Source organism: Cellulomonas algicola (assembly GCF_019024305.1).
In the GTDB taxonomy this organism is placed as follows: Bacteria; Actinomycetota; Actinomycetes; order Actinomycetales; family Cellulomonadaceae; genus Cellulomonas; species Cellulomonas algicola.
In genome coordinates this window covers 101,662-121,475 of sequence record NZ_JAHKSJ010000018.1, presented here as the reverse complement: position 1 = coordinate 121,475, position 19,814 = coordinate 101,662, and the positions used below count along the sequence as shown (strand labels likewise).

Below are 19,814 nucleotides of genomic sequence, written 5' to 3'. Positions count from 1 at the left end.
GGATGACAGGTCTACGAGACGACCGGGGTCGTGCGGGCGGGCAGCGTGATCGTGTGCCCGAAGTCCTGTGCCTTGCTCAGCAGGTAGGAGCGCCACGCCGGGTTGTGCGCGCCGACGACCTCCGCGACCTCGACGATCTCGAGGCCGGCCTCCCGCAGGGCGCGCGCCTTGGTCGGGTTGTTGCTGATGAGCCGCACCCGACGGACACCCAGGAGGTCGAGGATGCTCGCGGCGGCCGCGTACGTGCGGGCGTCGGTCGGCTCACCGAGAGCGGCGAACGCCTCGTTGGTCGTGAGCCCCTCGCTCATCAGCCGGTACGACTGGATCTTGCGGAAGAGGCCGATTCCGCGGCCCTCCTGGTTCTGGTGGTACAGGACCACGCCCGAGCCCTCGGCGACGATACGGCGCAGCGTCTCCTCGAGCTGCCAGGCGCAGTCGCACCGGTCGTCGCCGAAGACCTCGCTCGTGAGGCACGCCGAGTTGATGCGCACCGGGACGGTGTCGCCCAGCTGCCCGTGCACGACCGCGAGGTGCGTGTCGATCGACGCGCCCTCCGCGACGATGAACGCCTCGAGCGAGAACTCGCCGAACGGGGTCCGCATGCGGATGGCGCCCGTGCGCTCCAGGATCCTCACGCTCATCGGCGCACCAGCCCTCCGTCGACGTCGATCACGGTGCCGAGCACGGCCTCGGGCGCCTGGGTGAGGAGCCAGACGACGACGGCCGCGACCTCGGACGCGCTGCTGAAGCGACCCAGCGGGATCGCCCGCTCGTAGTGCGCGCGCCGCTCGCCCATGACGTCCGCCATCGGCGTGTCGGTGGGACCGGGGCTCACGCAGTTCGCGATCAGCCGCAGGGACGCGTACTCCCGAGCGAGCGACTTCACGACCGCGTTCAGCCCGGCCTTCGACGCGGCGTAGACGGCGTCGGTGCCGCCCGTCGCGCCGGCCTGGCTGCCGATCACCACGAGTCGTCGCGGGCGGCCGTCGCGCCGCTGCACGCGTGTGAGCGCCGCGACGAACCGCAGGAAGCCCGTGAGGTTGGCGTCGACGACAGCGCGCGTCGCGTCGGTGCCGTACGCGTGGGGCGGCCGCCGCGGGTACACGCCGACGGACCACACGACCAGGTCGGGCATCGCGCCGCCCTGCTCGAACCCGTCGAGCCACCGCGAGTAGCGCGACGTCGCGCCGTCGTCCGCCACGTCGACCAGGTGGTCCACCGGACCGCGACGGTCCGCCGTCACGACGGTGCCGCACCCGGACGCGGCCAGCTGGGCGACCACCTGGCGCCCGATCCCGCCGTCCGCCCCGAGGACCAGCGCCGAGCTCATCCGGCGAGCCCGTCGACGAGCGTGCGCACCCGGTCCCACACCTGCTCCACCGGGTCGGTCCCGTCGACGACGTGGTAGTCGGCGTGCGCGCCCCACGGCTGGTCGCGGAACGCCGCCCGGACGGTCTGCATCCGGTCGAGGTCGAGCTCCTCACGCTTGCGGGACGACCCGTCGCGCGCGACGATCCGGACCGCCGCGAGCTCCGGCGGGACGTCCACGACGACGGTGAGGTCGGGACGGGGTGCGTGGCGGTTGATCGCGGTGAGCCAGTCGACCTCCGCGATCCCGCGGCTGAGGAAGTACGCGTAGCTCGAGTAGACGTAGCGGTCGGTGACGACCCAGCTCCCGGCCGCGAGCGCGGGCTCCACGACCTCGCGCAGGTGGCGGAGACGGTCGAAGGCCGCGAACAGCGCCAGCTCGGGCGAGATCTGCGCGAGCTCCAGCCTGAGGTCGAGCGCGGCGCGGACCGTCGCGTCCTGCCGGTAGCGGTCCGTCGGCTGCCGGGTCGCGACGACGTCGCGCCCCTGCGCCCGCAGATGGTCGACGACGCGCTCGATCTGCGTGGTCTTGCCGGATCCGTCGATGCCGCACACCGCGACGAGGCGCCCGCGCGTCATCGCGCCGAGTCCTGGACGCGAACCGGGCGCAACGCGTCGGTGCAGGCCTCGACGGTGTCGGTGACGGCCGCGGCGACCGCGCGGAGGGAAGGGCCTGCGGCGGCGATCGCACGCGACGTCGTGGGCAGCACGAACCGCCCGTCCCGGAACCGCCTCGCCAGGTCGTCGGCGGTGGCCCCCTGGGCGCCGAGGCCCGGTGCGAGCACGAAGGCGTGGAGACCTGCGAGCGCGTCGTGGCTGTCGTCGACGGTGGCGCCGAAGACGCACCCGAACGAGCCGACGTCCTGACCCGCGTTCTGCGCGCGCAGCCACGCGAGCACGTGCTCGGCGACCGTTCCGCCGTCCGTCTCGCGGGCGGTCTGGGACGCGTACGCCTCGGGGTTCGACGTCCGGGCGAGGACGAAGAGCCCCGCACCCTCCGCACGGGCCACGTCGACGAACGGCGCGAGCGAGGCGACGCCCGCGACGGGCGAGACGGTCATCGCGTCGACGCCGAGGGGGGCACCTGCGCGTAGGTAGGCCTCGGCGTACGCGGCGTTGGTCGACCCGATGTCCCCGCGCTTCGCGTCGAGCAGGACGAGCAGGCCGGCCGCGTGCGCGAGCCGGATCGTGTCCGCGAGCGCGACCACGCCGTCCGGACCGAAGCGCTCGAAGTACGCGGCCTGCGGCTTGACGACGGGTACCTGCCCGGCCGACGCCTCGATGATCGCGGCGGCGAACCGCGCGGCTCCGCGGGCGTCGTCCGGCAGGGACCAGGCGTCGAGGTCGCGGGCGGTCGGGTCGATGCCGACGCACAGTCGGCCGGTGCGCTCGATGGCGTCGTGCAGTCGGATCCCGAACGGGGTGGGGGTGGTCATCAGGCGCTCCTGAGGCGTGCGGCGACGAGCCGGACGTGGTCGATGGCGCGCTCGTCGTCGACGAGGGCGGGGGCGGGCAGGACGTCGTCGCGGTCGCGCGCACCGTACGAGTGGGAGAACTCGCGTCGGGCAGGGCCGGACAGCATGAGCGTCACCGCGTCGGTCGCGGTGGTGTTCCGGACCACGTGCGGGTCGCGGAAGTCGAGGACGTGGAAGGCGCCGGCCCCGATGCGGTACGAGCTCGTCGGGCGGACCGCCTCGTCGGGGGCCCGCTCGAGACGCTTCTCGCCGTCGCCGGTCGCGTCGTACAGCCGGTAGCACGGCCGCACCTCGTCGTCCGGCCCGGTGTCGCGCGAGTAGTTGACGACGTCGAGCGCACCGTCGACGGCGATCGACGCGAACGACCAGCGGTGGTCGTGGACGCGCGCGTCGCCCTGGCCTGCCGGCCAGACGTGCAGCCGTAGGTTCCACCCGCCGTCGAGGCGGGCGAGCGAGATCTTCGCGAAGCCGTTGTGGTGGACCTGCGAGCGGCCGCGCACGGTCGTGCGGCCGTCCCGCAGGCGGTCTGCCCAGGAGGAGAGCAGCGCCGCACCGCCCGCCCGGTCCGCGAACGCGGTCGTGAGCAGCCGTCCAGCCTGCGCGAGCGCGTCGGAGTCGCGCGGGCCGCGCGTCGCCGCGACGAGCTGGGCGCGCAGGTCGTCGAAGTCGTGTGGCGCGACGCCGGCGCGCCCCGTCGGCGTGGTGGTGGTGCGCAGGTCTGACGGCACGCTCGTCCTCTCGGTGGCAGGTGCGGGTGGGACCGGTCCTCGCGACCGGCCGGTCACAGGCCGAGCTCGGCCCAGACCTTGTCGAACGCGTCGAGGTACTGGTCGACGACCGGCACGTCCGCCGCGCGGTGCCACACCGGCAGCTTGAGCGTGCGGTCGAAGAAGTCGTTCGCGGCCGGGTAGTCCTCGGGCCGGGCGCCGCTGCGGCCCGCATAGGCGGGCAGGGCACCGCCCGGGTCCTGGAACAGCGGGAGCTGCGCGAGCGGGCGGGTGCTGCCGGGCCGGTCGACCTCGACCGCACCCTCCCGGTGCAAGCGCTCGACGAGCGTGTCGGCGTCCACGTGCGCGAGCAGGGCGTCGTCGAGCCGGAGGACGAGCGCGTACCACGAGCCCTGCTCGCCCTCACGCGGGAGCAGGACCTCGACGCCCGGGAGGCGCCGGAGGCGGGCCGCCATGCGCGCGGCGCACGCGTCGCGTCCGGAGCGGACGGCGTCGTGGACGCCGAGCTGCTGCTCGACCATGGCGGCGGCGGCCGGGTGGATCCGCCACTTGAGCCCGAGACCGGTCACGGCGTAGCGCGCCAGCGGGTGGGTGGCCGGGATCTCGCGCTTGCACCGCACGTTGTAGTGCGCGATCGCGACCCCCCGGTAGTACAGCTCGTCGTCGTCCGTGAGGAGCACGCCGCCCTCGCCGCCGGTGAGCGGCTTCTGGCCCTGGAGGCTCTGCGCCGCGAGGTCCCCGAACGCGCCGACCGGACGCCCGTCGACCGACGCGCCGAAGGCGTGCGACGTGTCCTCGACGAGCAGCAGCCCACGCGTGTCGGCGATCGCCCGCAGCGCCGCGACGTCGGCAGGGAGGCCCCACATGTGCGTCACCACGATGGCGCGGGTCGCGCTCGTCACGGCGTCGGCGACCCGGGCCGGGTCGAGGTTGCCGCGCTCGTCGCAGTCGACGAGGACGGGCGTCGCGCCCGTCTGCAGCAGCGGGCTCGCCGTCGCGAAGAACGTGTAGGCGGGGACGATCACCTCGTCGCCCGGACCCACGCCCGCCGCGACGTACGCGGCGTGCAGCGCGCACGTGCCGGAGCTCATGAGGACGGCGTGCCGGACGCCGTGCCAGCGCGCGAGCGCGTCCTCGACACGGGCGACGACGCCCGAGCGGTCGTAGACGGAGACGGACTCGACCAGCTGCGCGCGCACCGCCTCGAGGGTCGCCTCGTCGACGACGGGCCACACGAAGTGCGGCTCAGGCGCCGTGACCGCGGGGATGTGGACGTCGGTCGTCGTCATACGAGCGCTCCCTTGATGTCGACCACGTGGCCCGTGGCGGCGGCACGGTACGCCGCGTCGATGAAGGTGGTGTGCTGCAGGTGGTAGCCGGGGCTGCCGTGGTTCTCCGCCCGGCCGTCGACGACGTCGCAGAAGAACTCGAGCTGGCTCACGGCCGCAGGCGCCCACGCCCCGAGCCGGCGCAGCTCCTCGAGCAGCTCGCCGTCCCGACGGAAGCGGCGGATGACCCCGCGCTCGATCTCGATCGTGCCGTCGGTCCCGACGAGCCGGAACCGCTCAGTCTTGGGCGGCATCGCACGCGAGATCCGCATCGTGCCGTGCAGGCCCGAGTCCCACGTCATGAGGACGTTCGCGGTGTCCTCGGCGTCGTACTCCTGGCCGGGGATGGCGCGCGACGAGATCGTCGCGGCGAGCCGGTCGGGCAGGCCGAGGTACCAGATCAGCAGGTCGAGCATGTGGTAGCCCATGTCGATGAGGCATCCGCCGCCGGCGATCGCGCGCTGGCCCCGCCACCCCTCGTCGGGCCGTTCCACGCCGAGGGTGTACTGGACGTCGACCGCGAACGGCGTGCCGATCTGGTCCGCGAGCTGGAAGAAGCTCGTGTAGGTCGGGTTGAAGCGCCGCTGCAGCGTCGTCATGACCTGGATCCCGTGGGCGTCCGCGAGCTGCTGGAGGTGGCGCGCGTCGGCCGCGCTGACCGCGAACGGCTTCTCCTTGAGTACATGGACGCCCGCGCGGATGGCGCGCTCGGTGACGTCGCGGTGCACTCCGTGCGGCACGGTGACCACGACGAAGTCGAGGTCCTCGTCGTGCAGCATGACGTCGACGGACTCGTAGAACGGGACGCCGTACCGCGCCGCGACGGGCGACCCTGTCGCCGCGTCGATGTCGCACACCGCGCGCAGCTCGGTGCGCGGGCACGCCTCCACCGCGGGCAGGTGGTCCTCGGTCGCCTGGTGCCCCACGCCCACGACGCCCACGCGCTTCACGGGGCCGGTCACGCGTCGACCGCCTCGGGCAGACCCGCGCCGCAGGCCCGGAGCACGACGTCGCACAACGCGTCGGTGACGTCGTCGAGCGACCGCTCCCCGTCGACGACGTGGAAGCCGTGGCGTCCGGTGTGCGACGCGAAGAGCCGCAGGAACCCGTCCCGCACGGCGTTCTGGTACGTCACGAACGCGTCAGGCAACGACCCGGCGCCGCGCAGGACCTCGGGGCCGCCGGCCTCCGCGAGCGAGCACGCCCCGCCCTTGCGCGCGAGCGCCTCGCGGGGCGACACGTCGACGAGGAGCGTGAGGTCGGGCGCGTCGAACAGCCGCAGGAGCGGCAGCACCTGGTCGGGCCGCATCCCCAGGGCGAGCGCGTCGGCGCACGACGAGTAGGCGTAGCGGTCGAGCAGGACGACGTCCGCGGGCGGGACGTCCTGCGTCGCGTAGGCGTAGTCCGCGAGCCCGAGCAGCACCGAGGTGCGGGCGTCGGGGAAGCCGTCGGCGTCGTCGATCAACGACTTGTAGACCCGTCGCAACGGCCGGTCGGGCGCGCAGGTGACGACCCGGAGGCCGCGGTCGGTGAGCCGCTCCGCGACCCGGCCGCACTGCGAGGACTTGCCGGCGCCGTCGATCCCTTCGATCACGACGACGGTCGGTGAGGACGCATGCACGGTGGAACCCCCTTCGAGAGAACGTGGCGTCGTGCCGTCGCCGGCGGTCAGCGGGTCCTGCGACCCGCCCGCCGGTCGTCCGTCCACGACGGTGTGGATGGCGCGCACGTGGCGTGCTGCGACGGCGCCGGGAGCGCGCGCCCGGCGTGCGGCGCGGCGCCCCGACGCGTCATCCGGGGACGGGCAGCCCCCTGACCGCGAGGGACCGGTTGCCGTAGCGCGGGTCGTCGGTGACCTCGGCGCCGACCCACGGCGGTGGGACGAACGCGTGCGCGGACGCGCGCGTCGGGAACTCGACCTCCGCGAGCCGCAGCCCGGCGAGCGGTCCGTCGAAGACGTCGACGACCGCGACCGCACCGTCGAGGTCGACGCGCCCGCGGTCCTTCTCGACCCGTGCGCCGCCGGTGGCGGGCCACAGCTGCTCCCACTGCGCGGCGCTGAGCTCGACCTCCCACTCCTCGCGCACGATCCCCTCCCCCCGCTTGCACGTCAGCCAGAAGCGGCCCGCCACCTCCCGCACACGGACCGCCGCCCGCGCGTCCTGCGCCAGGTAGCCCTGCCGGACCCGGACCCACCGGCCGGTCCCGTCGGGCACCGACGCGAGGAGGAACTTCCGTTCGATCTCGCGCATCACACGTCGAGACGCGTGTAGCCGAGCCGGTCCAGCTCGGGCTCGATCTCGGCGTAGGCGCGGCCCGCGAGCAGGCCCCCGGCGATGAAGTCCTCCTGCGTCACGTCGGGCCCGCAGCACGCCGGCGCGACGAACGACTCGAGGTCGGCGCGGTCGCCGAACTCGAAGTCGACGAGCACGAGACCCTGCAGGTCGCCGCGGAAGACGTCGACCTCGGCCGGGTGGCCGTCGATGACGACGCGGTAGCGGTCCTTCTCGACCCGGCGCCCGCTCGCGGCGGCCAGGCAGGCGAACTCCGCGTCGTCGAGCGTGACCGTCAGCTCGTGGTGCTGCGACGCGTCGCCCTCGACCACGGGCAGCTTCTTGGTCAGCTCGAACCGGTCACCCTGCTGGCGCAGCCGCAGCCGCGGGTGCACCTGCCGGTCCTCGGGGACGTACACGTCCACGAGCCGGACGGGGTGCGTGCCGCGCACCTCGTCGGGCACGCGGTCGGCGAGGAAGGTCAGCTCGAGCTCGAGCTCGGACGCGGGGTGCGGGTCTGCGGGCACGGGGGACCTCCGGGGGGCGGGACGGGCGGGCGTCGGGGCGGCGGGGGGTGCGGCGGTCACGACGTGCTCCGCGCGAACGCGTCGTAGCCGCCGACCAGGGTGCGGACGTCGGCGTGCCCGTCCGCCCGCAGGGCACTGAGGCAGGCGGCCGAACGGGCGCCGGACTTGCAGTACAGGACGACCGCCGGGTGGCCGAGGAGCTCCGCACGCCCTTCGCGGGTGCGCAGGTCGCCGCTGGGCCGCAGGAGGCTGCCCGGGATCGCGCCCAGCTCGTGCTCGAAGGGCTCGCGCACGTCGACGAGGGTCACGCCGTCCCGGCCGCCCGGCCGTGCGAGGAGCTCCTGGAGCTGCGGGACCGTGATCTCCGCGCCCGCCGCCGTGGCGGACCTGGCGGCACCGGGCAGCGCGCACCGCTCCTCGTAGGGCCACTCGTCGAGCGTGCGCACGCGCAGCGTGCCCTCCTGCCGCGCGACCGGCAGGCTCCGCCACCGCATCGCCAGGGCGTCGAGCACGAGCAGGCGACCGACGAGCGGCTCGCCCGTCCCGACGATGAGCTTGAGCGCCTCCGTCGCCATCGTGGCCCCGACCATCGAGCACAGGGAGCCGAGCACCCCGCCCTCCGCGCACGACGGCACGAGACCCGGCGGCGGCGGCTCGCCGTACAGGTCGCGGTACTGCGGGCCGTACTGCTCCCAGAAGACGCTGACCTGACCCTCGAAGCGGAAGACCGAGCCCCACACGTACGGCAGCCCGAGGATCACGCACGCGTCGTTCACGAGGTAGCGCGTCGCGAAGTTGTCGGTGCCGTCGATCACGAGGTCGTAGCCGCGGAACAGGTCGAGCGCGTTCGACGCGTCCACCCGGACTGCATGCTCGACGACGGTCACGTGCGGGTTGATCGCGCGCATCCGGTCCGCCGCGGCCTCGACCTTGCGCCGGCCGACGTCGTCGTGGCCGAACAGGACCTGGCGCTGCAGGTTGGAGACGTCGACGACGTCGTCGTCCACGACGGCGATCGTGCCGACGCCCGCGGCAGCGAGGTACGTCAGGACGGGCGCGCCGAGCCCGCCGGCCCCCATGACGAGGATCCGGGCGGCCTTGAGGCGACGCTGCCCCGCGTCCCCGACCTCCGGGAGCAGCAGGTGCCGGCTGTAGCGCGCGGTCTCCTCGCGCGTGAGCTCGCCGGCCGGCTCGACGAGGGGCCCGGGCAGCGTGGCGGCAGGAGCGGTCACGACGCTCACCCTCCGGCCACCGCGGGGACGACGACGATCTCGGCGCCGGGAGCCAGCGGCGTCGCGAGGCCCCCGGTGCCGCGGACGTCGACGTCGTCGACGTACAGGTTGACGAAGCGGGACAGGCCCTCGCGGCCGCGGATGACCTGGACGAGGTCAGGGTGCTCCTGCGCCGTGCGCTCGAGCGCCTCGGCGACCGTCGTCCCCGTGCTGGTGACGGTGCGGGATCCTCCCGCGCGGCCCGCGAGCACCGCGGGAAGGTGGATGGTCACGCCCATGACGTTCCTCTCGTCGTTGAAGGTGTCGCTGTCGGTGCCGGGAGGCCCGCGGAGCCGTCGCCGACGGGCCGCAGGGCCGCTCGCACGGCGTCGAGCGTCTCGAGCACCGCCTCGGCGCCGGCGTCGAGGAGCGCCCCGCCCCGCGGGCTGCCCGCGGGCGCGAGTCCCAGGCAGATCGCGCCGGCCGCGATCGCGCTGCGGACACCCGCGACGGCGTCCTCGACGACGACGCACCGCGTGGCGTCGACGCCCAGCCGGCGCGCCGCGAGCAGGTAGGGACCGGGGTGCGGCTTGCCCTCGGACTCCCCCGCCGTGACGGCCGTGAGGGGCTGACCCGCGGCGCCGAGCGACCGCACGACCGCGTCGAGGCGGGTCCTCGACGCGCCGGTCACGAGGGCGACCGGGACGCCGCGCGCGCACAGGTCGTGCACGAGCTCGGCCGCCCCCTCGACCGGGCGGGCCGGCAGCGCGGGCTCGAGGTCGGCGAGCATCAGGTGCGCACGGTCGACCACGTCCGGGCCGAGGGTGCCGAAGAGGTGGTCGACGGTGTGCTCGACGGCGCAGCCCACGATGTGCGCGTGGTCGGCGTCGTCGAGCGGCGGCCGCCCGAGCCGCAAGCACAGCACCTGCCAGAGCTCCACCACCGCCTCCTCGGTGTCGACGAGGACGCCGTCGACGTCGAGCAGGACGGCGTCGAGGCGGCGACCGCCCGCGAGCGCCGAGGTCACCCCCGCACCAGGCCGCCCGCGAGCGCGGCGTGCCGCACGGCGCGCGCCATCCGGACGGGGTCGGGCGCGCGGGCGACGAGCGTGTTGACGAGCACCGCGCTCGCGCCGATCTCGAACGCCCGCGTCACGTCCGCCGGGCTGCCGAGCCCGCCCTCGACGACCGTGGGGATGTCGACGGCGTCGATGCACCCGCGCAGCAGGTCCGGGTCGACGAGGCCGCGGTAGCTCGCGACCGGCGAGGCCATGAGGCGCAGCGCCGAGCAGCCCATGCCTTCGAGCACCCGTGCGGTCCCCAGGTCGGGAAGGATGAACGGCAGGAGGCTGAACCCGTCGTTGAGCAGCGTCTTCGCCGCGGACACCGTCGCGTCGCCGTCGGGCAGGTTGGTGGCGTCCCGCACGTCGAGCTTGATGATGTCCAGCCCGAGCGCGTCGCGCAGACGTCGGGCGGTCTCGACCGCGTCCTTCGCCGAGTGCGCGAACGACGTCGTGCCGATCCAGGTGAACGCGCCGAGGTCGACCTCGCGGTCCACGTCGGACAGCAGCAGGCTGCTGCGCGTCTGCTCGAGGTCGTACGTGGTGATGAAGACGTCGGCGCCGCTCGCCGTCAGCACCCGGCCGACGAGCCCCGGGTCTGTGTACTGCTCGACACCGACGAGCAGCCGGGAGTGGAAGCCGCGGTCGCCGAGGCGCAGCCACGGCTCGGGTCCGAACACGTCGCGTTCCGGGGTCATGAGGTCTCCTTCGGTGATCGGTGCTGCGGGGCGCGCGACGCCAGCAGCGCGAGGATGTCGGGACGGTCGGCGACGCCGTCGAGGTGGAAGACGCCGTAGCCGAGGTCGGCGTCGCGCTCGACGGCGTCGAGCATCTCGGAGACCTGCTCCACGCCGAGCGCCGTCGGGCTCGCGGGGTCGGCCGCCTGCAGCCAGGGCATGAGGGCCCGCCCGGTCGTCTCCCGGATCTCGCGGTGCAGCGTCGCGAGGTACGTCGTCGGACGGCCGATGAGCGAGGAGAACGACATCGGGACGACGACGTCGACCCACGGCGCGAGCGCGCGCAGGTCCTGCCCGCACGCCCACTCGCGGGCACCGCCGTAGTCGGTCGCGAGCCACGGCACGAGCTTGACGCCGACCGGCGTGCCAGGGGCGGACCGTCGGACGAGGGCGCTCGCCTGGATCACGCGCGCCGTCACCGCGTCCGCGGGGACCGTCGTGGCGTCGTCGCCGGCGGCCCGGCAGCGGGCGCACCAGCAGCCGTGCTCGATCGCACGCGGTTCGGCGTCGGGCCCGACCTGTTCCCAGAGCACGAACGTGCGGGCGAAGTCGAGCAGCGCGAGGTCGGGCCGCACGCTCTCGACGGCCGGCCGGATCTTGTCGAGCCGCGCCTGCCAGAACTCGTCGTCGCGCGGGCATGCCATCCGGAGCCACTCGGCGACCGCGGGCCGGCCCGCGCTCGTCACGGCGAGGCTGTCCGGGAGGCGCGTGAGCAGGTCCACGTCGAAGAGGAGCGGCAGGTTGAGCACGACGCGCAGCCCGCTGGCCCGCACGAGCGCGACGACGTCCTCGAGTTCGACGAGGTCGTCGTTCAGCACGACCGCGTCGAGACCCGCGGCGTGCGCCGTCCTGACGAGGCGTTCCGGGTCGACCGCTCGGTCGAGGCATGACAGCGCTCTCACAGCGATGCCGCCGCGTCCTCGACCCGCTCGATGAGCCCGGCGAGGTCGTCGTCCGTCGACGTCGCTGGAGCGTCCAGCTGGCCGATCGGCCCGGCGGGGTGCCAGCTCAGCAGGCGCCGGCCCGCGTAGAACCGCTTGCCGTCGACCTGCGTCTGGGGGCGCTCGTGGTGGAGGTGCAGCAGCGCGTCGCCGTACCGGTCGACCGCTCCGACCACGTCGAGCCGGAACACGAGGTCGAGGTCCTCGCCTCCCCAGCCGACGAACCGCTCGTCGAAGCCCCCGACACGGTGGAACAGGTCCGTGCGCACCCACACGCAGTGGCCGGGCGGGCGACGAAGGACGGCACCGCGCAGGACGTCGGGGGCGACCGACGCGTCGGCGTGGAGCAGGCGTCGGCGGATCGCCGCGTCCGACGAGGCCGGGTCGAGGCACAGCGCGTCCCGGAACGGCAGGTGGGCCTGCGCGCCGCGTGCACGGAAGCGCGCGACGTTGCGGTCGACGAACTCCCGGTCGACGAGGACGTCGGCGTCGAGGACGCACACGACCTCGCTCGGTCCGGCCTGCACGACGCCGGCGTTCACCGCCCATGCCTTGTTGAAGTGACCCGCGGCCCGCAGGTGGAGGTAGGAGTGCACGCGCGGGCGGACGACCGCCTCCCAGCGCGGCTGCTCGTCCGCCTCGACGACGACCACGCGGTAGGACGCGCGGTCCGCCGTCTGGTCCGCGAGGGCGCGGACGCACGCGAGCAGGTTCCGCAGGCGGGAACGCCCGGCGGTGCGGTCGCGGAAGGGGACGACGACGAGCACGGGTGCGTCGGGCACGTCCGCCGGCGGGGCCGGGGCCGGCCACGCGAGGAGGTCGGCGGCGCCGACCTCGACTGCGGCCGGGTCGTGCGCGCGCCCGACGTGGGCCGCGAGGCGGCCGGTGCCGTCGGCGTGGAGCGCCTGCTCGCCGAGCGAGCGCCAGGCGCCGCCGTCGCCGAACGTCGCGGCGACGACGTCGGAGAGGTGGTGCACCGCGACCGGGTCGTGCGGGTCACCGAGCACGGCCTCGGTCGCCAGCGCGAGCTCGACGCTCCCGACGCGTCGCAGCCGGTCCACGACCCCGCGGTGGGCGGCCGACGACATGTCCCAGTAGTCCACCGCGGCCTCCTGCAGCCGCGGGTCGGCGACGAGGACGACGCTGCTCACGACGGCGTCGACGACGTCGCCGCGCGGACACGAACCGGCTCCGAGCACGTCGCTCATGCGCGGCTCACCCGCAGCGGCGCGACGACGCCTCCGACGACCGCCCCCCACGGACGCTCCTGCACCCGCGCGCGGAAGGTCAGCGGCAGGTCGAGCGCGTCGGCCGGGGCGTCGACCCCGAGCGACTCCCACGGGAACACGACGGCGAGCTCGTGCCCGTCGCCGCGCGCGGTGCACAGCTCGACGCGCGGGCGCGGTCCCGTCTTGTCGCTCGAGTAGTCGGAGAACTCGTGGGTCCCGTCGAGCGGTCGGTAGAACAGCTCGTAGCGATACGTGCCCGTGGCCCAGCCGAGGGCCGCCATGTGCTGGTCCTCGAGCGCCGGGAAGTGCGCGGTCGCGTGCAGCCCTTCCGGCGTCGCGGACAGCTCGGCCCGGATCGACCCGAGGTCGCCGCCGAAGCGGTGGAAGACATAGCGCCCCGCGTGGTCGTCGTCGGTCGCGAGGAACGACAGCGCCGCAGTGCCGTCGGAGCCCAGCACCACCGGGTCCGGTCCGAGGAGGTCCGCGAGGTCCTGGTGGTCGGCGTCCGACGCGACGAGGTCCGCCGCCGCCCAGGGCAGGCTGACGGGGAACCCGGCGTCGATGCCGTCCCACCAGAGGTTGCGCGGGAACCAGTCGCGGATCGCGGACGACGCGCCCAACACCGGCTCGAACGGGTCCTCGCCGAACAGGTCGAGGTGCAGGCGACGGGCGAAGTCCGTGACGAGCCCGGCGTCGAACCGTTCGTGCAGCGTGCGGAAGACGTCCGTGTCGAACGAGCCGAGCGCGAGGTAGTCGCGCATCTGGGCGAGCTCGACGAGCCGCACCGTCGCCCACGGCAGCGGCTGCGTGTTCATCGCGAAGCCGACGTACACGTGCGCGCACCGGATCAGCACGGACATCTCGGGGCCGAGCACGTCGATCTCCTGCGCCTCGCCGGTCCCCGGGGCCAGCAGGTCGACCAGGTCGTCGTACGTGACGCTGGAGATCGAGAACGGCGTGCGCAGCTCGCAGCGGCCGGGGGTGCCGAGGACGTCGACCGCCGACTCCGCCAGCTGCGACGGCATCCCGGTCACGATGTATCGGGCGTGCACCTCGACGTCGTCCATGTGCGCGAAGACGTAGGGGTGCTCCTCGCCGTGGAAGTGGAAGCCCGACCCACCGGTCGCCTCGACGGCGCGCGCCACCTCGGTGGGGTCGGCACCGAGCACGTCGATGTCCCAGCTGAACGCGGCGTGCCCCGGGTCGCCCGTCAGGGCGTACAGGCCGAAGCCCTTCACCGGCACGAGGCCGGGACCACGCCCCTCGTGGTGCAGCGAGTCGCGCACCGTGCGGAACAGCGCGATCTGGTCCCGCACGCGCGCGACGACCTCGTCGTGTCCGGCCGCGACCCGTCGCCGCAGCGTCTCGGGCGCGTCCACGGCCTCGTCGTCGAGGCGGCGTAGGAACCGGCCCTCGAGCCTGTGCTGGCGCAGGGCGCGGACGAGCACGTCCTGGTCGATCCCAGCCAGGTCCGGCGTCTCGGCTCCTCCCGCCGCCCACAGCAGCGCACGGCGGATCCCACTCAACGACGACAACGGCGCCTCCACGTCTCGGCCGGCGTCAGTGCCGGGCTCAGGCAACGGGCCGAGACGCTACGCACGGTCACGGAAGGCGGTCAATCGCGTGAGAATGTTTTAATCCACGCATATCGGACACGGAATTCGTGCGTCAAAAAGCGTCTCGCGCTGCCCTGGACGCCCGTCTAGGCGTCGTCCGAGAACGGGGCGGGTCAGGCGGGCCGCGACGCGCCGAAGGCCGGTGATCATGCCGCAGCGCACGGTCCGACGACGGGGCGACCCGACCATCTCGGATCGTCCTCGATCGCGTCGTCGGCCGTCGACGGGACCGGCGGACGGGCCTCGCGCGACCCGACGAGCCAGTCCGCATGTCGGACAGTCCGGCGACCTGGTTGCGCGACCGGCCGTCGACGCCGATCATCCGCCGCCGGTGGTCGCCCGCCGGCGGTCAGCCCCGCTCCGGCGGCTCCGCGGTGTGCCGCAGCAGCCGGTCGACGAGCGTCGGCCATGCCCGGCGCGGTGGCACTCCGTGACCCGCGTCCGGGACCACCAGGAGCTCAGCGCCGGGGATCTCGTCCGCGAGCGAGCGGCCGTGCGGCAGGGGAAACATGGGGTCGTCGGCGCCGTGCACGACGAGCGTCGGGACGCGGATCTCCCCCAGCCGGTCGCGCCACGACGGCCCGCCGTCCATGATCCCGTGGTTGGTGCGCGACCGGATGTCGGTGGCCCGCGCGACGGTCCGCTCGGCGATCGCACGCTCGACGTCGGCGTCGAAGCCGCCGCGCTGGAGCGGCCGCTCCTCCTCGACGAGGTAGGCGACGACGGTGGCGCCGTCGGACCAGTCCGGCTCGGGCGGCGACGACGCGAAAAGGTCGGGGTCGAACGACGGCAGGTCGTCGGCCTCGCGACCGGGTACGCCGGGGGTCGCGCTGACCAGCGTGAGCGTCCGCACCCGCTCGGGGTGGTCCAGGGTGACGAGCTGCGCCGCCGCACCGCCCATGGACAGTCCGACGAGGTGCGCGGCCGGCACACCCTCGACGTCGAGCACGCCGACGAGGTCTTCCGCGAGGTCCGGCAGCCCGTACCCCGGCTCGCCGGGCGGCCACGTCGCCGACCGACCGGTGTCGCGCCAGTCGAGCCGGATCACGCGCCGCTCCTGCGCGAGCCGCTCGACGAGCGCGTCGGGCCACGCGTCGAGCGAGCACGCACCGCCGTGCGCGAGCAGCAGCACCGGCGCGTCGGGCGGACCGGTGACGTCGAGGCACAGCGCGACGCCGCCGACGTCGACCACGCGCTCGTTGCGGCTCACCTCCCCATCGTGGCGGGGGGCACCGCGTGCGTCGACCGGCGCCCCGCTCCCGCACGCGCCGGCTACCTCAGCCGCGCGAGCGTGCCACCGACCGGGCGATGCGCTCGGCGTCGAGGCGCAGCTCGCGGAACATGCCGCTGATGGGGTTGGTGTAGCCGGTGAAGTACAGGCCCGGCCGGGCCGGCCGCGGGCCGTGCGCACGCGGCAGACCGCGCGCGTCGAGGACGCCCAGGTGGCCGACCAGCGGTTCGAGACCGCGTCGGTAGCCGGTCGCCGCGATCACGACGTCGGGCTCGACGCGTGTGCCGTCGGCGAGCACGACCTTCGTGCCCTCGAACGACTCGACGGCAGCGACGGGCTCGATCGCGCCCGACTGCACGCCCGCGATCAGCCCGACGTCCTGCAGCGGCACCGAGCCCTCGAGCACGCGCGAGTACAGGCCGGTCGTCGGGCGGGGCAGCCCGTGGGCAGCCAGGTCGGGGACCTCGACCCGCGCGATCAGCCGCGCGGTCGCGTCGACGAGCGGCACGGGCAGGTGACGCACGACGATCCCGGTGCCCTGCGCGGGCCAGCCGAGGTTCGAGCGCCGGACGATGTGCGGCGGCGTCCGGACCGCGAGCCGTACCCGCCCGGCGCCACCCTCGACGAGGTCGACCGCGATCTCCGCGCCGGTGTTGCCCACGCCGACCACGAGGACGTCGCGGCCGCGGTACGGCTGGGCGTTCCGGTAGGAGGAGGCGTGCACGACCTCGCCCGGGAACTCCGCGACGCCCGGCCACGCGGGCGGCACCGGGGTGTGGTTGTAGCCGGTCGCCACGACGACCGCGCTCCCTTCGACCGTCCCGTCCCCGGCGGTGCGCAGCCGCCACCCCGCGCCCGCCCGCTCGACGCGCTCGACCGCGACCCCGGTCCGCACCTCGAGCCGGTGGTGGTCGGCGTACTGCTCGAGGTACCGGACGACGTCGTCGCGGGCCACCCACCGGCCGTAGGCCCGCGGGATCGGCAGCCCCGGCAGCGACGACCAGCGGCGCGTCGTGTGCAGGTGCAGCCGGTCGTAGTGACCGCGCCACGAGGCGCCGACCGCGGACGACCTCTCCACGACGACCGCGTCGACCTTCCGCGCCCGCAGCGCGGCGGCGACTGCGAGCCCGCCGGGCCCCGCGCCCACCACCAGAACCGGCCCTGCCACCATCCGCCGACCTCCTCCTCGAGTCACGGGCGGCCCAGCGTTCCACGCGTCGGGCCCCGCCGCCAGCCTTTCCGGACGGTTGTCCAGGTCGTCAGCCGGCCGGCCGAGCACGCACGCCGCCCTGCGTCGGGCAGGAGCGCGAGCGTCGCAGCACCCGGGCCGACGCGCAGCGGGCTCCCGACCCGCGCGTCAGACGGCCCGCGACGTCCCTTGCGCGCTGCCTCCTCGCCGGGCCACGCTGTCAGGGCCCGTGCGGCTCGGCTCACGCCGACGCCGTCGAGGGGGGCGTCGTCGCCGCCCGCGGATGAGGAGGCCGTCCGTGGTCGCTCTGCTGGAGCACCAGCTCGCAGTGCCCGCTTTCCGTGTGCCGCTCGCCCGGCGTCCCCGGCTCGTCCGGGCGCTCGACGACGCGTCGTCCGCGCCGCTCACCCTCGTGAGCGCGCCGGCCGGCACCGGCAAGACCGTGCTGCTCGCGTCGTGGTTCGCCGACGGTCGCGCCGGACCGGGAGCCGCCTGGGTGTCCGTCGAGAGCGGCGACGACGCGACCGGCCGGTTCTGGCGCTACGTCGAGGCCGCGCTGGTGCGCGCGGGCGTCGGCATGCCGCCGCGTCGTGCCGCGTCGCCCGACGTCGTGATCCGGCTGGCGACCGCGCTCGCGTCGGCACCGCGCCCGGTGCTCCTCGTCGTCGACGCCGCCCACCACCTCGCGCCCGCGACCGTCGGCGATCTCGACCGCCTCGTCCGCCTGGCCGACGGCCGGCTGCGCCTCGTGGCCGCGACGCGTCTCGTCCCGCTCCCCCAGGTCCTCGCCCGCCGGCTGAGCGGTGACGTCGCGGAGGTGGGCCGAGCCGACCTCGCGCTCACCGACGCCGAGGTCGCCGACGTGTGCCGCGGTACCGGTCTGCGTGGCCGGGACGTCGCCCGGCTCGTGGAGCGCACCGAGGGCTGGGCCGCGGCCGTCCGGTTCGCGGCCCGGGCGGCCGCACGGACCGACGACCCGGCGCACGCGGCCGCCGCGGCGTGGTCGGGCGTCGACGGCGAGTTCGCCGCCTGGTTCTCGACCCACGTCCTCGGGACGGCACCGCCCGAGGTGCGGGGGGCGCTGCTGCGCAGCGCGGTCGCCGACCGCCTGCGACCAGGTCTGTTCGACGCGCTCGTCGGGGACGCGTCGGGCTCGCTCTTCACGCAGCTCGTCCGCTCGGGTGCGTTCGCCCGGGCCACGGGCACCGCGGACGAGTTCCAGGTCGGTCCGCTCGTCGCGAACCTGCTGCGCGTCGAGCTCACGGCACGGACACCGGAGCTCGTGCCCGCCCTGCACGTCACCGCAGCTCGCTGGTGCGCCGAGCACGGGGCGACGACCGAGGCGCTCGACCACGCACGAGCCGCGGGCCGCTGGCGCGAGACGACCGAGGCCGTCGTCGGCCGGCCGGACTTCGGGACGCTGCTGCTCGCACCCGGCGGGACGACCACCCCCCTCGCGGCGGCGCTCGCCGCAGTCCCGCCCGACGCGTCGCACGAGGCCAGCCGCGTCGCGCGCGCCGCCGGGGCCCTGCTGCGCGGCGACGTGCACGCGGCCGCCGCGCGCCTGACGGAGCCCGGGCCCACCCGTCCCGCCACGGACGCGCACGCGCTCGTCGTGCGGCACCGCGCCGTCGTCGACCTCGCGGTCGCGCGCGTCCGGGGTGACGTCGAGGCGGGTCTCGCGGCCGCGGCCCGTGTCCAGGACGCGTGCGCGGCGGACGGTCCGCGCGACGCCGACACCGTGCGCGTCCTGGTCGACGCGCTCGCGACACAGGCCGACCTGCACGCCTGGTCGGGCGACCGGTCGCGGGCCCGGCACTCGTGGCTCCGCGGCGTGGCGGTCGCCGACGAGGCGGGCGACGCGTCCCTCGGCGAGCCGTGCCGCGCCGGCCTCGCCCTGCTCGAGGCTATGCAGGGCGACCTCCGCCGGGCCGGCCGGCTCGCGGAGCTCCCGCGCGGCGCGGACCCCGCGACACCGCGGTCGGCCGCGGCGCACGTCGCGCTCGCGTGGGTCGCGACCGAGCACGTCGACCTCCGCGCGGCACGACGGCACGTCGACGACGCCGGCGGCGCTGCCACGCCGTCGGCGGCGGCCGCGCTGACGCTCGTGCGTGCCCGCGTGCTGCGGCTGACCGGGCACGTCGCCGAGGCGCGCCGGGTGCTGCGCGCCGTCGCCGACGACGCGCCCCGCCCGCCCGCGTGGCTCGTGGGTCGCGTCGCGGTCGAGCGGGCGGCGTGCGACGACCTCGCCGCCGCGGACCGTGATCCGGCGGACGTGCCGGCCGACGGGCTGGACGCCGCGCTCGTGCGCGCCCGCGCCCGGCTGGCGCGCGGCGACACCGCACGTGACCCGGAGTTCGTCGACGCGCTCGGCCACGCCGGGGCGCCGCTCGACAACCGCGTCACGGGGTGGCTGCTCGAGGCCGAGCGGCTCGTCAGGCTCGGGCGGACGCGTCCCGCGACGGCGGCGCTGCGCCACGCGCTGCACCTCGCGGGCCGCGAGCGCCTCCGACGCCCCTTCGTCGAGGCGCACCCTCAGGTGCTCGACCTGCTGCGGGCGCAACCGCGCCTCGAGGCCGCCGGCCGCTGGCTCGACGGGTCGGGCGGCGCGCGGTCGGACGGCGGCGACGAACCCGCCGTCGACGCGACGGCGGTCAGCGGCACCCGGCGCCTCTACCCGGTCGAACCGCTCACGGCGCGCGAGCGCGAGACGCTCGTCCACCTCGCGGCGCTGCTGTCGACCGAGGAGACGGCGGCGTCGATGGGCGTCTCCGTCAACACCGTGCGCACGCATGTGCGGCACATCCTCGCGAAGCTCTCGGCGTCGGGCCGCAACGAGGCGATCCGGCGGGCGCGCGACCTCGACCTGCTCTCCGCCTGACGTCGCACCGGTCCTCGGCC

The 19,814-nt window shown here is 75.2% G+C and carries 20 protein-coding genes; 1 reads left to right on the top strand and 19 read right to left on the bottom strand.

Annotated features, from left to right (window positions below; all coding sequences use genetic code 11):
* Positions 1 to 11 precede the first annotated feature (11 nt).
* From KOV94_RS15130 to KOV94_RS15040, 19 genes are all read right to left on the bottom strand, one after another.
* Positions 12 to 641, bottom strand: coding sequence for a GTP cyclohydrolase II (locus KOV94_RS15130; RefSeq protein ID WP_124343303.1), 630 nt, complete (start codon positions 639 to 641; stop codon positions 12 to 14).
* Positions 638 to 1,330, bottom strand: coding sequence for an SDR family NAD(P)-dependent oxidoreductase (locus KOV94_RS15125; protein ID WP_124343302.1), 693 nt, complete (start codon positions 1,328 to 1,330; stop codon positions 638 to 640). The genes KOV94_RS15130 and KOV94_RS15125 overlap by 4 nt, the downstream gene beginning before the upstream one ends.
* The gene (gene tmk / locus KOV94_RS15120) at positions 1,327 to 1,947 is read right to left on the bottom strand and encodes a dTMP kinase (protein ID WP_124343301.1); all 621 of its coding nucleotides are present in this window, start codon (positions 1,945 to 1,947) and stop codon (positions 1,327 to 1,329) included. Before tmk ends, KOV94_RS15125 begins: the two co-directional genes overlap by 4 nt.
* A complete protein-coding gene (gene pyrF / locus KOV94_RS15115) occupies positions 1,944 to 2,804 on the bottom strand; it encodes an orotidine-5'-phosphate decarboxylase (RefSeq protein WP_124343300.1) in 861 nt (286 codons plus the stop codon). The genes tmk and pyrF overlap by 4 nt, the downstream gene beginning before the upstream one ends.
* Positions 2,804 to 3,571 carry a cupin domain-containing protein gene (locus KOV94_RS15110; RefSeq protein ID WP_124343299.1) on the bottom strand — a complete coding sequence of 256 codons (768 nt, stop codon included), beginning with the start codon at positions 3,569 to 3,571 and terminating at the stop codon, positions 2,804 to 2,806. Before KOV94_RS15110 ends, pyrF begins: the two co-directional genes overlap by 1 nt.
* A gap of 53 nt (positions 3,572 to 3,624) precedes the next feature.
* The gene (locus tag KOV94_RS15105) at positions 3,625 to 4,860 is read right to left on the bottom strand and encodes a DegT/DnrJ/EryC1/StrS family aminotransferase (RefSeq protein ID WP_218052489.1); all 1,236 of its coding nucleotides are present in this window, start codon (positions 4,858 to 4,860) and stop codon (positions 3,625 to 3,627) included.
* Entirely contained in the window at positions 4,857 to 5,861 is a 1,005-nt protein-coding gene (locus KOV94_RS15100; RefSeq protein WP_200829735.1) for a Gfo/Idh/MocA family protein, read from the bottom strand. The genes KOV94_RS15105 and KOV94_RS15100 overlap by 4 nt, the downstream gene beginning before the upstream one ends.
* Positions 5,858 to 6,493, bottom strand: a complete 636-nt coding sequence (locus tag KOV94_RS15095) for a dTMP kinase (RefSeq protein ID WP_218052488.1) — start codon at positions 6,491 to 6,493, stop codon at positions 5,858 to 5,860. Before KOV94_RS15095 ends, KOV94_RS15100 begins: the two co-directional genes overlap by 4 nt.
* A 196-nt stretch (positions 6,494 to 6,689) precedes the next feature.
* Positions 6,690 to 7,151: a CYTH domain-containing protein gene (locus tag KOV94_RS15090; RefSeq protein WP_124343296.1), complete on the bottom strand. Its 462-nt coding sequence runs from the start codon at positions 7,149 to 7,151 to the stop codon at positions 6,690 to 6,692.
* Positions 7,151 to 7,699, bottom strand: a complete 549-nt coding sequence (locus KOV94_RS15085; protein WP_124343295.1) for a CYTH domain-containing protein — start codon at positions 7,697 to 7,699, stop codon at positions 7,151 to 7,153. The genes KOV94_RS15090 and KOV94_RS15085 overlap by 1 nt, the downstream gene beginning before the upstream one ends.
* A gap of 56 nt (positions 7,700 to 7,755) precedes the next feature.
* Positions 7,756 to 8,931: a molybdopterin-synthase adenylyltransferase MoeB gene (gene moeB, locus KOV94_RS15080; protein WP_124343294.1), complete on the bottom strand. Its 1,176-nt coding sequence runs from the start codon at positions 8,929 to 8,931 to the stop codon at positions 7,756 to 7,758.
* A 5-nt stretch (positions 8,932 to 8,936) separates the two neighbouring features.
* The gene (locus KOV94_RS15075; RefSeq protein WP_218052487.1) at positions 8,937 to 9,203 is read right to left on the bottom strand and encodes a MoaD/ThiS family protein; all 267 of its coding nucleotides are present in this window, start codon (positions 9,201 to 9,203) and stop codon (positions 8,937 to 8,939) included.
* Positions 9,200 to 9,937, bottom strand: a complete 738-nt coding sequence (locus KOV94_RS15070; RefSeq protein WP_218052486.1) for an HAD family hydrolase — start codon at positions 9,935 to 9,937, stop codon at positions 9,200 to 9,202. Before KOV94_RS15070 ends, KOV94_RS15075 begins: the two co-directional genes overlap by 4 nt.
* Positions 9,934 to 10,668, bottom strand: a complete 735-nt coding sequence (locus tag KOV94_RS15065; protein ID WP_124343291.1) for a beta/alpha barrel domain-containing protein — start codon at positions 10,666 to 10,668, stop codon at positions 9,934 to 9,936. Before KOV94_RS15065 ends, KOV94_RS15070 begins: the two co-directional genes overlap by 4 nt.
* Positions 10,665 to 11,609, bottom strand: a complete 945-nt coding sequence (locus tag KOV94_RS15060; RefSeq protein ID WP_124343290.1) for an alpha-amylase family protein — start codon at positions 11,607 to 11,609, stop codon at positions 10,665 to 10,667. Before KOV94_RS15060 ends, KOV94_RS15065 begins: the two co-directional genes overlap by 4 nt.
* The gene (locus KOV94_RS15055) at positions 11,606 to 12,856 is read right to left on the bottom strand and encodes a glycosyltransferase family 2 protein (RefSeq protein WP_218052485.1); all 1,251 of its coding nucleotides are present in this window, start codon (positions 12,854 to 12,856) and stop codon (positions 11,606 to 11,608) included. Before KOV94_RS15055 ends, KOV94_RS15060 begins: the two co-directional genes overlap by 4 nt.
* The gene (locus KOV94_RS15050) at positions 12,853 to 14,412 is read right to left on the bottom strand and encodes a nucleotidyltransferase family protein (protein WP_218052484.1); all 1,560 of its coding nucleotides are present in this window, start codon (positions 14,410 to 14,412) and stop codon (positions 12,853 to 12,855) included. The genes KOV94_RS15055 and KOV94_RS15050 overlap by 4 nt, the downstream gene beginning before the upstream one ends.
* A gap of 430 nt (positions 14,413 to 14,842) precedes the next feature.
* Positions 14,843 to 15,703 (bottom strand): alpha/beta fold hydrolase, encoded by an 861-nt coding sequence (locus KOV94_RS15045; RefSeq protein ID WP_218052483.1) that lies wholly within the window; start codon positions 15,701 to 15,703, stop codon positions 14,843 to 14,845.
* 67 nt (positions 15,704 to 15,770) lie between these two features.
* Positions 15,771 to 16,895, bottom strand: coding sequence for a flavin-containing monooxygenase (locus tag KOV94_RS15040; protein ID WP_124343510.1), 1,125 nt, complete (start codon positions 16,893 to 16,895; stop codon positions 15,771 to 15,773).
* 316 nt (positions 16,896 to 17,211) lie between these two features.
* On the opposite strand from KOV94_RS15040, the gene KOV94_RS15035 reads away from it, so the two are divergent.
* Positions 17,212 to 19,794 (top strand): helix-turn-helix transcriptional regulator, encoded by a 2,583-nt coding sequence (locus KOV94_RS15035; RefSeq protein WP_218052482.1) that lies wholly within the window; start codon positions 17,212 to 17,214, stop codon positions 19,792 to 19,794.
* Positions 19,795 to 19,814: the final 20 nt, after the last annotated feature.

What these genes read in the sequence shown, in the direction of transcription:
- tmk (WP_124343301.1), bottom strand. Translation starts at nt 1,947, where the DNA reads ATGACGCGCGGGCGCCTCGTCGCGGTGTGCGGCATCGACGGATCCGGC.
- KOV94_RS15065 (WP_124343291.1), bottom strand. Translation starts at nt 10,668, where the DNA reads ATGACCCCGGAACGCGACGTGTTCGGACCCGAGCCGTGGCTGCGCCTC.
- KOV94_RS15055 (WP_218052485.1), bottom strand. Translation starts at nt 12,856, where the DNA reads ATGAGCGACGTGCTCGGAGCCGGTTCGTGTCCGCGCGGCGACGTCGTC.
- pyrF (WP_124343300.1), bottom strand. Translation starts at nt 2,804, where the DNA reads ATGACCACCCCCACCCCGTTCGGGATCCGACTGCACGACGCCATCGAG.
- KOV94_RS15105 (WP_218052489.1), bottom strand. Translation starts at nt 4,860, where the DNA reads ATGACGACGACCGACGTCCACATCCCCGCGGTCACGGCGCCTGAGCCG.
- KOV94_RS15130 (WP_124343303.1), bottom strand. Translation starts at nt 641, where the DNA reads ATGAGCGTGAGGATCCTGGAGCGCACGGGCGCCATCCGCATGCGGACC.
- KOV94_RS15090 (WP_124343296.1), bottom strand. Translation starts at nt 7,151, where the DNA reads ATGCGCGAGATCGAACGGAAGTTCCTCCTCGCGTCGGTGCCCGACGGG.
- KOV94_RS15040 (WP_124343510.1), bottom strand. Translation starts at nt 16,895, where the DNA reads ATGGTGGCAGGGCCGGTTCTGGTGGTGGGCGCGGGGCCCGGCGGGCTC.
- KOV94_RS15125 (WP_124343302.1), bottom strand. Translation starts at nt 1,330, where the DNA reads ATGAGCTCGGCGCTGGTCCTCGGGGCGGACGGCGGGATCGGGCGCCAG.